The organism is Nostoc sp. ChiSLP03a (assembly GCF_034531215.2).
Lineage (GTDB): Bacteria > Cyanobacteriota > Cyanobacteriia > Cyanobacteriales > Nostocaceae > Nostoc.
The window spans coordinates 1-17869 of sequence record NZ_JAVRBQ020000151.1 but is presented as its reverse complement, the minus strand read 5'-3'; the positions used below and the strand labels follow the sequence as shown (position 1 = coordinate 17869).

General features: G+C 39.4%; 13 protein-coding genes. 5 read left to right on the top strand and 8 right to left on the bottom strand.

Annotated features, from left to right (window positions below):
• Window positions 1-371: 371 nt before the first annotated feature.
• Complete coding sequence (locus tag RMY32_RS25640) at window positions 372-2096, top strand: AarF/ABC1/UbiB kinase family protein (protein ID WP_322714357.1); 1725 nt, start codon at window positions 372-374, stop codon at window positions 2094-2096.
• 28 nt (window positions 2097-2124) lie between these two features.
• Window positions 2125-2499 carry a hypothetical protein gene (locus tag RMY32_RS25635; RefSeq protein WP_322694439.1) on the top strand — a complete coding sequence of 125 codons (375 nt, stop codon included), beginning with the start codon at window positions 2125-2127 and terminating at the stop codon, window positions 2497-2499.
• Between the two features lie 226 nt (window positions 2500-2725).
• Here RMY32_RS25635 and RMY32_RS25630 read toward each other — a convergent pair whose 3' ends face one another.
• From RMY32_RS25630 to RMY32_RS25595, 8 genes are all read right to left on the bottom strand, one after another.
• Window positions 2726-3760, bottom strand: a complete 1035-nt coding sequence (locus tag RMY32_RS25630; protein WP_322714356.1) for an Npun_R2821/Npun_R2822 family protein — start codon at window positions 3758-3760, stop codon at window positions 2726-2728.
• Between the two features lie 16 nt (window positions 3761-3776).
• Window positions 3777-4667 carry an Npun_R2821/Npun_R2822 family protein gene (locus RMY32_RS25625; RefSeq protein ID WP_322714355.1) on the bottom strand — a complete coding sequence of 297 codons (891 nt, stop codon included), beginning with the start codon at window positions 4665-4667 and terminating at the stop codon, window positions 3777-3779.
• A gap of 3 nt (window positions 4668-4670) precedes the next feature.
• Complete coding sequence (locus tag RMY32_RS25620; RefSeq protein WP_322691243.1) at window positions 4671-5651, bottom strand: Npun_R2821/Npun_R2822 family protein; 981 nt, start codon at window positions 5649-5651, stop codon at window positions 4671-4673.
• A gap of 3 nt (window positions 5652-5654) precedes the next feature.
• Window positions 5655-6614 (bottom strand): glycosyltransferase family 10 domain-containing protein, encoded by a 960-nt coding sequence (locus RMY32_RS25615; RefSeq protein ID WP_322685859.1) that lies wholly within the window; start codon window positions 6612-6614, stop codon window positions 5655-5657.
• Window positions 6615-6645: 31 nt separating this feature from the next.
• Entirely contained in the window at window positions 6646-7863 is a 1218-nt protein-coding gene (locus RMY32_RS25610) for a glycosyltransferase family 4 protein (RefSeq protein WP_322714354.1), read from the bottom strand.
• 67 nt (window positions 7864-7930) lie between these two features.
• A complete protein-coding gene (locus tag RMY32_RS25605; RefSeq protein WP_322714353.1) occupies window positions 7931-10171 on the bottom strand; it encodes an ATP-binding cassette domain-containing protein in 2241 nt (746 codons plus the stop codon).
• Window positions 10172-10212: 41 nt separating this feature from the next.
• Window positions 10213-11376 (bottom strand): glycosyltransferase family 4 protein, encoded by a 1164-nt coding sequence (locus RMY32_RS25600; RefSeq protein ID WP_322714352.1) that lies wholly within the window; start codon window positions 11374-11376, stop codon window positions 10213-10215.
• Window positions 11377-11498: 122 nt separating this feature from the next.
• A complete protein-coding gene (locus RMY32_RS25595; RefSeq protein WP_322714351.1) occupies window positions 11499-12863 on the bottom strand; it encodes a glycosyltransferase in 1365 nt (454 codons plus the stop codon).
• A gap of 432 nt (window positions 12864-13295) precedes the next feature.
• Between RMY32_RS25595 and gloB the strand changes: the two genes are divergently transcribed.
• The 3 genes from gloB (at window position 13296) to dnaB (ending at window position 17637) form a co-directional block, all read left to right on the top strand.
• The gene (gene gloB / locus RMY32_RS25590; protein ID WP_322714350.1) at window positions 13296-14069 is read left to right on the top strand and encodes a hydroxyacylglutathione hydrolase; all 774 of its coding nucleotides are present in this window, start codon (window positions 13296-13298) and stop codon (window positions 14067-14069) included.
• A 323-nt stretch (window positions 14070-14392) separates the two neighbouring features.
• A complete protein-coding gene (gene rplI, locus RMY32_RS25585; protein ID WP_322674026.1) occupies window positions 14393-14851 on the top strand; it encodes a 50S ribosomal protein L9 in 459 nt (152 codons plus the stop codon).
• Window positions 14852-15021: 170 nt separating this feature from the next.
• Window positions 15022-17637: a replicative DNA helicase gene (dnaB, locus tag RMY32_RS25580; protein WP_322714348.1), complete on the top strand. Its 2616-nt coding sequence runs from the start codon at window positions 15022-15024 to the stop codon at window positions 17635-17637.
• Window positions 17638-17869 lie beyond the last annotated feature (232 nt).

The following is a 17869-nucleotide window of genomic DNA, read 5'->3' as shown; positions in this document are numbered from 1 at the left end:
AATAAACATACTACCAAGATCCCCGACTTATGTTATTAGTCGGGGATCTTTATGTTGTAAGCGGTTACTGAGTTTCAATTTGCATATATGGGTACATATTTATATTTGTATTTATATAAATTAAAGTTAAGAAAAGATAAAATCATCTAAAACTTGGATAAGTAGTTGTAGTTTTATAAAGTATAATTAAGAAAAAGATAAACAAATCTAGGCAGTAACAGATGCTAAAATCGCCTCGATCGCTACCCCAAAAGGTAGAGTTCTAGTTATTTTAGACAAAAGATTACCGCTATCCTGAACTTACAACTAACTTGTAGGTCAGGAAAAAAACAATAATTGTAAATTTTTCAGTTGAAGAGGCAAAAAAAGGCGTGGGTCAGTATCAACCTGCTCAACTAAAACTCTATAATCCAGATGCGATCGCTCGCTACTATAGCTCCCGTCCTTGGCTAGCCTGGGGGCGACTGCTGAGAATTATCTCCTCCTTTGCAGGATTTATATTCAATCTGAAGTGGGACGAGTGGCAAGATAAAGTTGAGCAAAACAAGGGTAAACGAGCTATCCAGTTGCGAGAACTGCTCACCCGCCTCGGCCCGACTTTTATTAAAGTTGGTCAAGCCCTCTCCACTAGACCAGACCTGATACGCAAAGACTTCTTAGAAGAACTGATCAAGTTACAAGACCAGTTACCACCTTTTGATAATGCGATCGCTTACCAAATTATCGAAACAGAACTAGGTCGTCCAATTCACGAAAGTTTTAGCGAACTGTCACCTCACCCAGTCGCTGCTGCTAGCTTGGGTCAAGTATACCGGGGTCGTCTGGTCAGCGGCGAAGAAGTCGCCGTGAAGGTGCAACGCCCCAACTTACACCCGGTGATTACACGCGACCTATATCTAATGCGTTGGGCAGCAGGTTGGCTAGCTCCTTGGTTGCCTTTAAATCTCGGTCATGACTTAACTTTAATTGTGGATGAGTTTGGCACAAAGTTATTTGAGGAAATTGACTATATTAATGAAGGCCGCAACGCCGAAAAATTTGCTAGCAACTTCCACAATGACCCACAAGTAAAAGTTCCAGGAATTTATTGGCGTTATACCAATACCCACGTTTTAACCTTGGAATGGATTAACGGCTTCAAGCTAACGGATACTCAACACATCCGCGAAGCAGGTTTAGACCCAGAAGCGATCATCCAAATTGGCGTGACATCAGGATTGCAACAGCTTTTAGAATATGGCTTCTTCCATGCTGACCCTCATCCTGGCAATTTATTTGCTGTACCCGATGGTCGTATGGCTTATATTGACTTCGGCATGATGGATCAGTTGGAAGAAAGCACCAAAGAAACGCTGGTCGATGCACTAGTGCATTTGGTTAATAAAGACTATACCGACTTAGCCGAAGACTTCGTAAAATTAGGGTTTCTAACTCCAGACACGAATATTTGCCCGATAGTGCCAGCACTAGAAGCGGTGCTAGGAAACGCTATTGGTAAAAATGTCAAGGATTTTAACTTCAAAACTATTACCGATGAATTTTCGGAACTGATGTACGAATATCCTTTCCGAGTTCCGGCAAAGTTTGCCTTGATTATTCGTTCTCTAGTTACCCAAGAAGGTATTGCCCTTAGCCTCAACCCCAATTTCAAAATTGTGGAAGTGGGTTATCCCTATATAGCGCGGCGGTTGTTGACAGGAGAATCGCCGGAATTAAGACGACGATTATTGAATGTGTTGTTCAAAGATGGTAAATTTCAGTGGCAGCGGTTAGAGAATTTGATTGCGATCGCTCGTACCGATAACAACTTTGATGTATTGCCCACAGCGCAGATGGGGTTCCAATACTTAATGTCGGCAGAAGGCAAGTTTCTAAGGCGACAGTTGGTGCTTGCTCTCACCGAAGATGACCGCCTCCACACCGAAGATGTCCAACGCCTGTGGAATCTGGTTAAAGATGACTTAAAACCGGATCGTTTATTAAATGTAGCGATCGGGATTTTAACAGAATTATCCAGAGAAGGGGCAGCCGCTATTCTGCCAAAAGCGACATTACTTGGGTCTTTTGCTGAGAACCAGTCAACAAATAAAAAGTAAAAATTTTTAATAGAAATTAGGAGTTTTCATGTATTATTTTCCTGAGCAACCGCCTTACCTTCTCTTACTTGTTGGCTTTTTGATAGCATTAACATCTGGTTTGGCATTATCTGGCACTTTGAAAGTAATTGTGCAGAACTGGCCAAGCGAACGAGCAGAAAATACTCAGCCACGTTCCTCACTGAAACAATTACTTGTACCATTTATCGGCATAACAGGCGGTACTTGTCTATTTATGTCTTCAGGCTTAGAGATATTTGGCTTTCCCTCATCCTTGGCTTTAGGAGTCGGTCTACCAATTAGTCTATTTACTTGTTTGCTAGTTTGGTTGCAGTTGGGAAGTATGATGACCTTTATACAACGCGAAGGTATGCAATCTTTAGATTTAGATTCTTTTTCTTAGAAGAGGGTTAAATAGTAGGAAGCCTCACAAATATCTAAAATTACAGTAAATACTCACCGCCAGCAATGATGCTCTACTAAAAATGAGATCGTTAGCTAGTGGTGAATAATTATTTTTTACTGAAATTTCATTATTCCAGGATTTAATTGCGTTAAAATTACCTTCTTAATTAGTGGGCAATAGATAAGCTAGAAAATAAACAACATTTTAGTCCACTTTTGCTTAATTACTTAGTCATTCTATCCTTTAAATTACGATAGTTAAGCTTAATATTGTTAACTTTTTGATTGAAAAAACTTGTAGTAGTCTTTTGTAGTCGCATAAGCTGACTCTGACGCCTAAAACTTTTGGGTCTTTGTTCTGGCGAGTTTAAATACCTATAATGCAAAAATACATCTCGATATGGAATATTAACATCTTCACCAGCGCAAAGTTGAGTAAAGTGTGGTGAAGTTATACTCATATAGTGCAGATATGTTAGCCGCCGTCCTTGGTCGTAAAGGATGTTATCTACCACATCAAATTGAGAATTCCAATGGTTGCCAGTTGCCTGTTTGCAGTCATGAAAAGCAAAGTTATAATAGGAAACTCCACTTCTCAATACCATGTAGTTAAATAAAGATTGGTCAGGGCCTCCAAGAGCCATGACATCAGCTTCACCAGCCTGTAATTTATCGAGTAGGTTTGCTAATGTAGCTTGAGAAAAAATATGTTTTTTAGTTGCAAACCAACCTGCACAAAATATATGAGAATGCAATTTTTCTCGATCAAAAATTTGCTGTATAAGTTCTGGTGAACCATCAAAAATATATTTCAATTCAGATTTATATTGAAAATCATTTGTTACCCAATCATATTTATCTAATTTTTCATATATATAGTCTATAGGCCCCATAAGGAGCGTATCTGCATCAAAATAAATAAATTTATCAAAGGGCCCATCTAAACCACAAAGCTTACGATGCATTGGTAGACGATAAAGTTCTGGAAGCCCCCATTTTCGCCAACCTTTTTGTGCCCTTAAGTGATTTTGCCAGACCTGGGTTGCAAAGTCATCCCAGTAAGCTATAGAATCAGAATCTTCAAATAAAGTGACATTATCTCTAGATGCAATCTCTGCCTTTACTTGGTCTAACTGTTTATTATATGGAATTATACAAATAGGAATTTTCCTACCAGCATTAGCTTCTATACTGTTGAGCAACGCCACTAATTGGTCATAGACAACATCATTGGCTAGGATATAAATACCATCAATCATTGGGATACTCCTAATATTAAGTACGCGCAGAAACAAAGGGAAATAAACGGCGAGTCAGTTTGGGAATGAAGGCAAATTTACCCTCATGCAGATAACGATAGTGTTCCCACAATTGCCAATAGGGACTACCAGTTTTCATCCGCGTACCAGCCCAGTGAAGATATTTTAGTCGTTGTCCTCGGTCATACAAGGCGTAATCTTGCTGTTGGAAATTTCGCGAACCGGCCCAACTACCAGGCCCTCCCCCAGGAATTTTTACGAGATTTCCACGTTTGGAAATTAATTTAAGAACAAGATAATTTAAAATTGGTTGGTCTGTAACTCCTTGAGAAAAATCGAAATATTCACGATGTGCGGCACACTCGCGCAAAGCTTCATCCATTTGTTGTTCGGTAATAGCTCCTTTTCTCGAAGCCCAAAAACCGCTGTTGAAAACATCTTGAAGTTGGGCATCGGAAAAAATTTGCTGCTCTTTCACAAATGGGGAAAATATATTTCGCAGCTTTTCATTAGCATGATGGTAATCACAGCAGAAGAAATCGACTTCTGAAAGTTTGTCTAAATTGTCGGCAATTTTTTCAAAAACGACAATATCCGTATCAATATAAATAAATTCATCTAAAGGCCCAAACCACGCCACTAATTTACGCATTTTGTTGGGTAAGGCAAGGAAATCTCGGTCAAAAATTTCGCCGATGCGTTTGGTAAAGCTATCAATAAGTTCTAAATCTGGGAAAATTTGGACGTTGTGTAAGGTAGCAAGCTGTTCTGCAACCTTGTGATAATTTTCATTAAAAGGTATGAGATAAATGGTAACTTCTGGGTCATAGTAACGAATGCTATTGAGTAAAGCAATAGCATTATCGATAACGCGGTCATTGGCAACTATATAAATGCCCCTACTCATAAATTATCCTTGTTTAATTAACTTAAATTTTTGCAAAGCTCTGGTAAGTAAATTTGGTACTGGAGCGTCATTATAATTTTTAGGAGGACTGGTAAATACTGGACGCTTTTCTGGTTCGTGTAAGTAACGATAATAGAGAAATAACTCTCGATAGGGAAACTCAATGTTTTCTCCCGCACACACTGCTTGATTGATATTAGGAGGAATCCCAATGTAATGGAGATAAGTTAGTTGATTACCGCGATCGTAAAGAATATGTTCTCGTTCCTCGAAATGTTTGGAGCTAGCAGAACATCCTGTTTTTTCATTATCTGGCAATTGGCGAGCAAAGTTATAAATAGAAAGATTAGACCTCATTACCATGTAGTTGATTAATGGTTGTTCGCCAGCACCACCATACAAAATTTCTGACTCGCCATTTTGTAAATGTGATATTAGCCAATCTCTTTTTTCTGAGTCAAATAGCCCTTGTTTAGCGCCATAAAAGCCTGAGCAAAATATTTCGGAATCAATGCGTTTTTGCTCAAAAACTTTTAGTAATTTGGGAGAATTAACATTATATATTTTACTAACGTCTGTAAATTGGAAATCGTAGACTACAAAATCATAACTATCTAGCTTTTCAAACACTGCTGCAAGTGACTTCATTACCAATGTGTCTGCATCTAAATAGATAAACTTCTCAAATGGCCCATCAAAAGCGCAAAAACGACGGTGAGCGCCATAAAGACGGGATTTACTCCGATTCAATCGTTCTGGGGCTGCTGCGAGCATAAATTGATCCCAGCGATTGATTGATTCTTGGTCATCGTAAAGAAATACATTGGGGCGTTTAGCTATTTCATCAGCAATTCGTTGTGTCCGATCGTCAAAAGGATAGATACAAACAGGAGTTTCTGGGCCTAAGATAACATCAATACTATTGAGCAAAGCCACCAATTGATCGAAAACATAATCATTGCCAAGGGTACAAATACCATTCATAATTTATGAGTGTTGATCGACAAAGTTTGATAACCAGTTAAGCAGGTTTAATTTGTGTAAAATGATTTGACGTGCTTCTGCGATCGCATCTTTTGCAGCATACCAAGCATCAGGTGTAGCTGTCACTTCTTGGATGTAGGCAATGCCTTTTTCATCTAAACTGGGCAACCGCAAAAAACTACCAGGCGGCAATAACTTATCAGCAGCCGGGCCGCCATAGTAAATTGGTAAACACCAAGCAAGTAAACTATCCCAAAGTTTCTCACTCACATACCAATTATTATCAGCATAGTTTTCAATTGCCAGATTGTAATAGTATGGTGCCATGCCATACCATTTGTTACCTAATTCTCCCGAACTGTTCGCCCATTCTGGTAAGTTACGCCCATACAAATCAAATTTCATGCCACTAGATTGCAAAGATTGTAAAAAATCTAAACGCTGGCGATGATTGGCTGTGCGGCTAATTCCCGAAGTAATCCAACTACATGGGGCAACTTTTGGGGGTGGTGGCATTTCATTTAAATCTTGAAATGAATTTGAGTGATACCAAATAGCAGGCATATAGTCAGGAATGGGAGCAAAATCATCGGGGCCAGAAACGTAGCCACAATACTTCTGGGCTTCTTGATAATTATGATTAGTTATTTTTAGAACTTCATCTAAAGGCGGTTCTCTGAGCAAATAAATAATCCGCTCTTTGTTAACGCCACGCAGTAGAGATTCAACATTTACTACTGGTTTTTGCTGCTGTTTGCGAAAACTATCTAACCAAGATTTTGGTGGCGGTGCTTGGGGAAAATCAAATTGATATAGCAACATAAAGTCTGGCTTTTCTGCCATTTTCAACATTTGGATGTTGTTCCAAACACCAAAGTAGTGCGGAGTTTGTTGCCATAACCAATCTTTATTTTTAGCAAGGCCTGAATAGCTGCTAATCATGCCAACAGTTTTAATAGTCATAAATCGTATTTATTCGGTTATTTTTGTACCGTTATCCTAAAATTGGTGGACGTTGATCCTCTTCTACGTAGCTTAATATTTTGGTAATTCTATTTTCCCAAGAAAATTGCTGGGCAAAATCTATACTAGCTGCATAACCCTCTAATTTTCTGGGATAAGTTTCTAAAGTATGTTGAATAGATTCGGCAAGTTTATGCGGGTTATCTGGTGTACACCAACTGGCAATCAAAGGTGATGTTTTGAATTCCATTAAAGGTGGAATCTCAGTTGCAACTATAGGAGTGCCAGCAGCCATGTACTGAAAAAACTTAACTGGATTCGTGAAATCTGCTGATTTTCCAGCGCAGTGAGGATGAACCAAAATATCAGCTGCTTGAAACAAGCTGACTAATCGTTCTCGTGGAAGTATCCAGCCTAAAAATTTAACGTTTTCGACATTTTTATCTCTGGCTATTTGTTGATATGCTTGTACTTGTGCTTCTGTTCCTCCGGTGATGACAAATTGAATTTCTGGTAATTCTTTGGCGGAATCAATTAAGAGATCGACTCCTTTGAAAGGATACAAAGCGCCTGAATAGACAACTAAATGCTTACGTCCATTTATAAGCAATTCTTGCCGCCACCTTTCGGCTGATTCGGGCTGTCTGATTAAAAATGATTGATTGAATCCGTTATGTAGCCAAACTACTTTTTCCGGTGGCATTCCATTTTCTATTAGGCTTTGCCGGATGGGTTCTGACTGAGTTATAGCTATTTTAAAATAGGGACTGTGGATGATATCTTGTTCAAATTTTCGGTCTTGAAAGTAGTGACGTTCATAAATTGTCGGAACTTTATTTTTGACTGCGGCTTTGACAAAGTTCCAATCTCGCGTGTGGACAACTTTAGTATGAGGTAGGATATGAACTGGTAAATAATATTTAGTTACTACTGTACTAGAGTTAGTAAATTTACCACCTATTTTATCGATAGGCCAAGGCATTGGTAATGCGGCCATTTTGAGCTTTTCTTGCACATCGTAAAATTCAATAAATTCTTTGTCGGGACTTTTGGGCTTATAAGGATAAATTAACGATAGTAGATTAACATAATAATTTTTTTTATCTGGATAAATTAAAACTGAAGAGTAGCCTAAGTTAGCTGCGGCGTTGGCACAAAGAACATCATGAATTTCGTGTGCTGTGTCCGGCTTGAATGATAGCTCTCCGGTGTAGAAAATATATTGATTTTTCTTGGAAGAATTTACCATTTTTTTTGGGATGATAAGTTTTTTAAGATTGGGGTATAAGTACTTTTGTTCCTGACATTAATTAAAATTAAACTTTATTTTCAAAAAGCTTTAAGACATCTAATAGGTAAATAGCAGATTGATAAGATTCTGCAATTAATAGATTTTGTTTTTGGGGTTCGGATTCTAATTTATCGGCTAGCAAGTGCAGAGAGCTAATCAGAGGATAGAGACGCGTGCGAAACTCATCCGAGATATGACTAAAGTTTTGATATTGGTTATGTTCATCTTGATTTTGGTCTATATCTGACGATGACTGCCAGTTAATTTTCAGGTTAACTACATCGCTGAAGAGATCGATGGCGTTGAGAACTCTTAAGGCTGAGTTGTATGATTGGTCAATTAATTCCTGGCGTTCTTGAGAATTGTCTACTAGATCGTCAACTAATAGTCCCAGGAAACCAATCATTGAGTTAAGCCTTGTACGCAGTTCGTGAGAAACGCGATTAAAGCTGGGATTAGTTTTGGTGGAAACTTCAGTCTGATCGGCAAATTGCATTGAGTAGAGGCGTGAGTAGTAACCCCCTTTTTGTAAAAGTGTTTCATGGGTTCCCACTTCTACCACCTGTCCTCGATCTAAAACGGCAATTTGATCGGCTTTTTGGACTGTGGAAAGGCGGTGAGCAATGACAAGGGTTGTGCGATCGCGACTTAAGTCGTCGAGTGCAGCTTGTACTAAGCGTTCGGAAACGGTATCTAAAGCGCTGGTGGCTTCATCTAAAATCAAAATTTCTGGATTTTGCAGGAGAGCGCGAGCGATCGCTAATCTTTGCCTTTGTCCACCAGACAACATCACACCGCGATCGCCAATTTGACTGTCGAATCCTTGAGGTAATTTATCAATAAATTCATAAGCATTTGCTCGTTTGGCTGCTGAGATAATTTCATCTTCAGTAGCTTCCGGTCTTCCATAAGCAATGTTATTTCGCACCGAGTCATTAAAGAGAAATGTATCTTGACTGACAATTCCCATGTGCGATCTGAGAGATTTGATATCAAAATCACGCAGGTCTGTGCCATCGATAGAGATACTGCCAGATGTCGGATCGTAAAATCTGGGTAAGAGGTCAGCCAAGGTGGACTTACCTGCACCAGAACCACCTACCAAAGCGAGAGTTGTCGCACGGGGTAAAAATAAATTTACATCTTTGAGTACTAACTTTTCATGACTGGGGTAGGCAAAGGAAAGTGAATTAAAACCTATTCCTTCTTTTAATTCTGTGTAGATTAGATTACCGTTTTTCATAAACGGCTTGCGATCGCGACTTAAAAACTCACTCACTATTTCTACGCTAGTAGCACTATTGGCAAAGCTACTACGAAGACTATTTAACTGAGAGACCAAAGGTAGCAGTCGCAGTAATACTAATAAATATGTCAGTAGTACCGTTGAAAGGAAAGAAACCTGGTTGGCAAAGAAAGTTTTACTCAAGAATACAATCAAAAGTAAGGCTATAACTCCCATCACCTCACTTATCGGTCCGATCGCTTGTGAGTTTATCTGAGATTGAAAATCTGCCTTCTCGCGATCGCGGATTAATTTAGTAATTTTTTGATATTCTCTGTCTTCATTGGCAGTTGACTTTACTAAACGAATTCCATTCAATGTTTCTAAAACACTGATGGAATAAGATGTAGACATTTCTGATAGTTGTTGACCAAATTTTTTCGCTCTACTAATTGTGTATTGATTGATTAATGTTATAAAACCTAATAAAATTGTTGCTGCGATGGTTAGCTGCCAAGAAATTGCTAATAATAAACCAACGAAAACTAAAATTGTAATTATTAAAATAATTAAATTGATAATACTCCCGATAGCGCTAGAAGTGCGGGCAGTTTCCGAACCAAGGCGATTAATAATATCGCCTACTTTTGTTTTTGAATAATAGTCTATATCAATATCTAGCAATAGCTCTAAGCTAGCTTCGCGAATATCCGCATTTAATCTCCGAGTGAAAACACTCGATGTTAAAATACTAAAATAACTAGATAAGTTTTTTAAGAAAATTATAAATATAATTATTCCAGCCATTCCCAAATTCCGAGAATTTTCGGGAAGATTATCAAATGGAAACATTACTGCTTTGAGAATCGGAGGAAAACCAGTTAAATCTACTGGTTGTCCGACAATTCTCAAAATTACTGGCACAATCAAAGTTACACCGACACCATTAAATAAAGCACCAGAAAATCCCAACAGCATTGTTAGGATAATTAAACCTGGATAGGGTTTGGCGAATCTTAGTATTAGTTTTCTGGTAGACATTGGGTATTTTTATGCCAATTTAACTTAATTAATAATATTATTCACAACTGAGCAATTACTGATTTGAGCAAAGAAGCCATAGCCTCGATGCTATAGTGTTCCACACATCTTTCTCTTGCCTTGATACCTTTCTGGCTTGCTGACTCTAAATTCTGAAAAATCAATTGAATTTGTTCAGCAATTTGCTCAGGACAACCAGGCTCGACTAAATAACCAGTATCACCTAAAAGTTGGGGAATATCTCCAACGCGTGTTGATAATACAGGTTTAGCCATTGCCATCCCATCTGTCAACTTCAAGGGAAATTGAGCGCGAGTTTCTGGAGTATCTCGCTGGGGAACAACTACAATGTGAGCAGCTGCTACCAAGTCAGGCATAACGTCGGCTGGATACTTAGGTAATTTGATAATCCAACGTCCCCACTTTTGTTGAAGTTGTTTATCATAATCATCATAAGGACTACCACCTACAATTACTAGTCTCAAGTCTGGTTGATTAAGTTTATCGAGCGCGATCAGAACATCTTCTAAACCTTTATAAGGTCTTGGCGCGCCGGGAAACATTAAAATCCGATATTCAGATAAACCATAACGATTCCTACTAGACTCAGCATCATATTGAGCGGGATCGAATAAGGAAACATCTTTGCCATTCGGAACAAATGTACCACCAAAACGCTGCTGCAAAAATTTAGTATGCACTGTCACAGCATCAGCGTGACTTACCAAACCTTCCATCCATTTCACGTATAAAGTATGATGAGGATTTTTGAGTGCGCCCTGTGGTTTCAACAAATCCCTAGCTAATTCTTTGGGTGTAGGATGATAATGCCAGTTATCACCGCCATGCCAGCTAAGTTCCCAATCATCTATATCTAAAATTAATGGCTTTCTAGTGAATATTTTCCTTAATAGTCCAACTCCAAAACTTGCTATTTGTGGTTTGATAGCATAAATTATATCGCCATTTATTTTTGGTAAAAATTTTTGAATTTCTCCAAAAAACTCTGGAAAGTCTTTGCCTGGTAAGTTATAAACGTTGAATTCGGATGATAAATTTAAATAGAAGTTATTTCCAAATAAAAAACCCATAATCTCAACTTCATATCCTAACTGATTAAGAGCTTTTGCTATCAAATATGCACGCAGAATTGCTGCACTTGATAAATCGGAAACCAATAAGGATATTTTAGAAAATTTTTTCACTATTTTTAGACTTATTTTTATTTAATTTTTCCAGAATTTGTCAGCTGTTGCTAAATCTGCAAATCTTAATTTAATTTGTTTTGTCGGAGTTGGAGCAACTAAAGAAATTAGGTATCAATTCATCAAGATACAAAGTTTTTCTGAGGAATTTTTAAGATTTCATGGTAAAGTGCCAACATCTCTGAAGCAACAGTATCCATTGTACGTACTGGCTGGATACCTTGACGTAACTTAGCTAGTAAATCGGCGTCTTTGGCTAAAGTTGCGATCGCTTGTGCCCATGCTTGGACATCTTTAGCTGGAACTAACCAACCATCGATGCCGTGACGGACTAACTCAGCAATCCCTCCTAAATTTGAACCTAGTACGGGAATGCCCATAGCTTGGGCTTCTAAAGCAACTATGGGGCCAGTTTCTAACCACTGCGACGGTATTGCTAGTATATCGAAACCTGCTAATGCGTCTGGTACTGCTTCGCGTGAAAGTGGTTCAGCAATCCGAATCCGGCTGTCACGAGCCGCGATCGCCATCACTTTTTCACGATTGGCAGCACCGTATTTTCCCGGATGAGTAGCATGAAGAATTAACTCTACAGGTATATCATTCGGTAGACTATGTACCGCTTCTACTAAAACTTGTACCCCTTTAGTTTCTTGCCAGCGACCCAAAAAGCCAATTTTTAATGTAGAGTTTTGTAGTTTGTTTGGTGTTACTTCACGTTGAAAAGTGTTAGCAACACCTTGCCGAGAGACAGTAAGTTTTTCAGGAGGAACGTTGTTTGCAACAAAAGCATTGTATTGCCAATTACTCGTTACAACAATGCGATCGGCTAGTTTTGCTAGTTGCATCAAATTGCGTCGATGTTGAGACACTAGGGTAGGAATACCAAGAGTTTTACCAAGCAGGCGTAGCTTAAAATTTTTAGAGGTAAGTAATTTTGTTTCTGCTGCGATGCCAACATCCAAAGGAACTTGACCTAAAGCCTTGAGCATCCAAGGCGATACTTGTTTTGCTACTCCCAAACATTGACTACAATTAACAGAGTCAATCAGCCCATTGCAAGGTTCTTCACCCCAGCGCATCATCGTACCACGCAGACATATAGGCTCAGGTATGTGGACGGTGACTACAGTAGCCATCCCTAACTGGCGGGCGAGAGCAAGATGATGTAAACCGCAGTCAAATCGCCATGAATGTTGATGGTAGACATCGGCTCGATTGTTTTCTAGCCAATTAGCAAAAGTTTTAAAGCCGCCGTGGGGTAGCTGTTTGTGTACTTGTATCTTGCTGGGGTTAGGAAAAACAGGATAACGATAAACTGAAATGCCATTGTATTCGTAAGTATCTTCCTCTGTACCTTGTTTAGGAGCAGCGACAATACTTTCAAGTCCATGTACTTGTAAGCCATGCAGTAGTGAATCTAAGTATACTTCAGCACCGGCTGATGAATCTGGAAAATACCAGCTAGTTGTATGGATTAGCTTCATTTATGAACCTGCAAATGAAAAATTGGAAAGCTCATCTTTTTTTCACCACGATTGATTGCTCTATTTAGTTGTTATTAACACCTATCTTTTATAAATAATCCAAGGTGAATCTATAAAATTCCGTATTATCCGTATTAATAGTTAATATGTACAAATAAAAATTTTTCGATGACTGATTTGGTGTTTTTGAGTAAAAAAGACAATTTAGGACAAAAAGAACAGAATAAATCTAACTTAGCTTTTACACTTCCTCCCAGAGAAATTTTACTGATATACCCAAATCATAATTTATAGTTAATTAGCATAGTTTTAAGTATTATTACGGTTGTGTACTATCATAGTATTTATGGACTTTCTCAACCTTTTCTGATTGAGATATTTAAGATTGCTGAAAAGTTCCAAAGTATTTACTTGAAAGGGAGATATTAAGTAATGCAAGTAATCAGGCTTGAGGCACTCTCAGATAACTACATATTTTTGCTGGTGGATCGCCAGAAACAAATTGCTGCGGTTGTCGATCCAGCAGAGGCCGAACCAGTACTAAAGCAACTTGCACAGTTAAAAGCTGAGTTGGTGGCGATTTTCAACACACACCACCACAATGACCATGTAGGTGGCAATCAGAAATTAATAGAATACTTCCCGCAACTAACAGTCTACGGTGGCGTCGAAGATCGCGGGCGAATTCCGGGACAGCAGGTGTTTTTGCAACAAGGCGATCGCGTCCAGTTTGCAGATCGCACAGCTGAAGTTATTTTTGTTCCCGGACATACCCGCGCTCACATCGCTTACTACTTTCCCCCCGAAAAATCTGGTGAGACAGGCGATTTATTTTGCGGCGATACCTTATTTTCTGGCGGTTGCGGTCGCTTGTTTGAAGGAACACCAACCCAAATGGTAGATTCTTTAACCAAACTGCGCTCTCTACCAGATGATACGCGTATTTGGTGTGCCCACGAATACACTTTAGGAAATCTGCAATTTGCCCTAACTGTGGATGGCGACAATGCCGACTTACAAAGACGTTTCAACGAAGTGAAAACTTACCGTAGTCGAGGAGAAGCTACCATACCCTCGCTGCTGGGAATGGAGAAGCGAACTAATCCCTTTTTACGTTGGGATCAGCCATCATTACAATCAACCGTTAAAGGTGGTGATGGAGTGCAAACCTTTGCGCGAATACGGGAAATGAAAAATAACTTTTAGATATTGGGCATTGGACGTTAGGAGTGCTGAGTGCTGAGTGCTGAGTTAGGAGTTAAGAGTTAAGAGTTTTGTTTATCTCCTTGTCCCTTTGTCTCCCTTGTCTCCCTTGTCTCCCTTGTCTCCCTTGTCTCCCCTGCTCCTCTGCTCACCTGCTCCCATTCCTCCAACTTTCTAGCGCTAATAGTTGCGATCGCACCCTTTCTTTCGCTACGATCTGTAAGCTTTAGGGTATTAGGCCAAAAAGCTTGGAATACAGCACTGAGATTGTGAGCTATGCTGCCCAAACCCAAATTAATCATATTTTACCGGAAAAACGAAAAACGATGGCGAAACGCGTGCAGTTAGTTTTAAATCAGGATATCAGCAAGCTGGGAAAATCTGGCGATTTAGTGGAAGTAGCTCCTGGCTACGCTCGTAACTATCTGATTCCCCAGAAATTGGCAACCAATGCCACTCCTGGTATTCTCAAGCAAGTAGAACGCCGTCGCGAGCAAGAGCGTCAACGGCAATTAGAACTAAGACAACAAGCTCTTGAGCAAAAAGAATCTTTAGAAAAAGTTGGCAGCTTGACAATTGCCAAACAAGTTGGTGAAAACGAAGCAATTTTCGGTACTATCACCACCCAAGATGTTGTAGATGCAATTAAGGCAGCCACCGGTCAAGAAATCGATCGGCGTGGAATTACCATCCCCGATATTAACCACCTTGGTACCTATCAAGCCGAAATCAAGCTGCATTCTGAAGTAGCGGCGCAAGTCGATATTCAAGTAGTAGCTAGCTAACTCAGGAGAGGGACAAAGGGACGCAAAGATGTAGGGAATGAGGATGAGGGAGCAAGGTAAGTAAAAGTGAACAACTCCTAACTCTTGTACAGACGCGATTAATCGCGTCTCTAATCCTACACAGACGCGATTAATCGCGTCTCTAGCAAAATCTCAAAATAAAATCGTTTATGGCTGAAGAATTGAGTTTTCAAGGCGATGGTAGCGATGCCTACGGCGGTCAACTACGCCTTCCACCACAAAATATTGAGGCGGAAGAAGCGATTTTGGGGGGTATTTTGCTAGATCCAGAAGCGATTAGTCGAGTTAGCGATCGCCTTCTTCCCGAAGCTTTTTACATTAGCGCTCACAAAGATATTTATCAAGCAGCTGTGAGGCTCCACGCTCAAGGTAAACCCACAGACTTACTCTCTGTGACAAGTTGGCTGACCGACCATGAAATGCTAGCCCGGATAGGTGGTAGAAATAAATTAGCAACTCTGGTAGACCGTACAGTGTCAGCCGTGAATATCGACGCCTTAGCAGGGTTAGTCATGGAAAAATACCTGCGGCGACAATTAATTAAAGCTGGCAATGAAATTGTACATCTTGGTTACGAAACAGAAACCGAGTTACCACAAGTTTTAGATCGGGCAGAACAAAAAGTTTTCGGTGTTACTCAAGAGCGTCCCCAATCGGGTTTAGTTCACATTTCTGATACTCTAATTAATAATTTCCAGGATATTGAAGATAGAAATCAAGGCATCGCTTTACCTGGAATTCCCTGCGGATTTTACGATTTAGATGCCATGACTAGCGGCTTTCAGCGTTCTGATTTGATTATTATTGCGGGCCGCCCATCAATGGGGAAATGTTTGCATGAAAATGTGGAAATACTTTTGAGTGACGGGAGTATCTCAACTATTAAAGAAATATATCATCGTCGGCAAGCTGAGTTAATAACTTTAGGAAATGATTGGAAGTTTCATTTAACTCAAGCTTTAGCCTTTGTTAATGACGGCATTAAACCAGTTTTTAGTGTTACTACTCGCTTAGGACGATATATTGAAAGTACTATCACCCATCCTTATTTAACCATCAATGGATGGCGACAACTTTCAGAATTAAGAGTAGGGGATAAAATTGCTGTAGCTCGTAAACTTAATGTATTTGGGACAGAAACTATCCGCGAGTGTGAAGTTAAATTATTGGCATATTTCATAGGTGATGGGTGCTTAACAGATTCAACACCAGAATTTACTAATATTAACTCTCGCATCCAAAATGATTTCACATACGCTGTTATCAGCTTTTCACCCAAGTTGAAAGTTAGGATAGAAATTAGGAGTGAACGCACCCCAATACTTTATGCAGCTATGTCTCAAGGGCAAAAGAATCCTTTAACAACATGGTTGGAAAACATAGGACTATGGGGCAAAAAAGCTGATGCCAAAATCATTCCGCAAGCTATTTTTAAATTGGAGCGATCGCAAGTTTCCTTATTCCTCAATCGTTTATTTGCAACCGATGGATGGGCTACAGTATTTACAAGCGGTCAATCGCAGTTAGGCTACTGTACTGTCAGCGAAAAATTAGCTAGACAAATACAACATTTGTTATTGCGATTTGGAATTATTGCCAGTTTGAAAAAACGCTCTGTGAAATATAAAGACACTCACAGACAAGCTTGGCAATTAGATATTACTGATGCCCAGAGCATCAAAAATTTTATCTCAGAAATTGGTATTTTTGGCAAAGAAGAGGCATTAACTAAGGTCGCAGATGCAATAGCTAAAAAGAGATATCAAACAAATCGTGACATCATTCCAATAGAAATTTGGGAACAGATAACAACAGCTAAAGGTAATGAACCTTGGACTCTTTTAGCTCAACGTGCCGGAATTCAAGGGTATTCAAATATCCATGTTGGGAAACGTGCTTTAACACGAGAAAGGCTTTGGATATTAGCAAGTACTTTAGAAAATTCGCCACTTCAACAGTTAGCAGCGAGTGATGTGTACTGGGATGAAATAGTTTCGATTGAATCGATGGGATGCAAACAAGTTTATGACTTAACAATCCCAGAAACACACAATTTTGTCGCCAATGATATCTGTGTTCACAATACCGCGTTCTGTCTGAATCTAGCTCATAATATCGCTGCTTCTTATAAATTACCAGTTGCTTTTTTCAGCTTGGAAATGTCCAAAGAGCAACTGACGCAACGTCTATTAGCTAGTGAAGCGCAAATTGAAAGTAGTTATTTGCGAACTGGGCGGCTGAGTCAAACACAGTGGGAACCTTTAAGCCGTGCTATTGGTATACTTTCCGAAATGCCAATTTATATTGATGACACGCCGAATATCACAGTTACACAAATGCGTAGTCAATCAAGAAGACTGCAAGCTGAAATTGGCACTGAATTAGGATTAATTGTAATAGATTACTTGCAATTGATGGAAGGAGCAGGTGATAATCGCGTACAAGAATTATCAAAAATTACGCGTCAACTCAAAGGTTTAGCGCGGGAATTATCTGTTCCAGTTATTGCCTTATCTCAGTTGAGTCGAGGGGTGGAAGCGCGGACTAACAAACGCCCAATGTTATCTGATTTGAGAGAATCAGGTTCGATCGAACAAGACGCCGATTTAGTAATAATGTTATACCGCGATGAATATTACTCTCCCGATACTCCCGATCGCGGCATTGCAGAAGTAATTATAGCTAAACATCGCAACGGGCCTACAGGTACTGCGAAACTTTTGTTTAATCCACAATTTACAAAGTTTCAAAATTTAAAAATTTAGTCAGACCAAATAATTATTTGAGCAATGAATGAGCCTGATTTACTCATTAATGATGTATTTTTGCCGAATAGTTATTCTCTATTTAATAGTCTTGTATAGCAACCGCCAAGGCGGTTAAGCGATAAACTGGAAGTAGACCTTGATGAAAGCTCCAGTAGAACCTCTGGGAAACTGATGCCCAAACCTTATAGTTATGACCTCCGGCAAAAAGTGATCCAAGCAATCTTGCTTG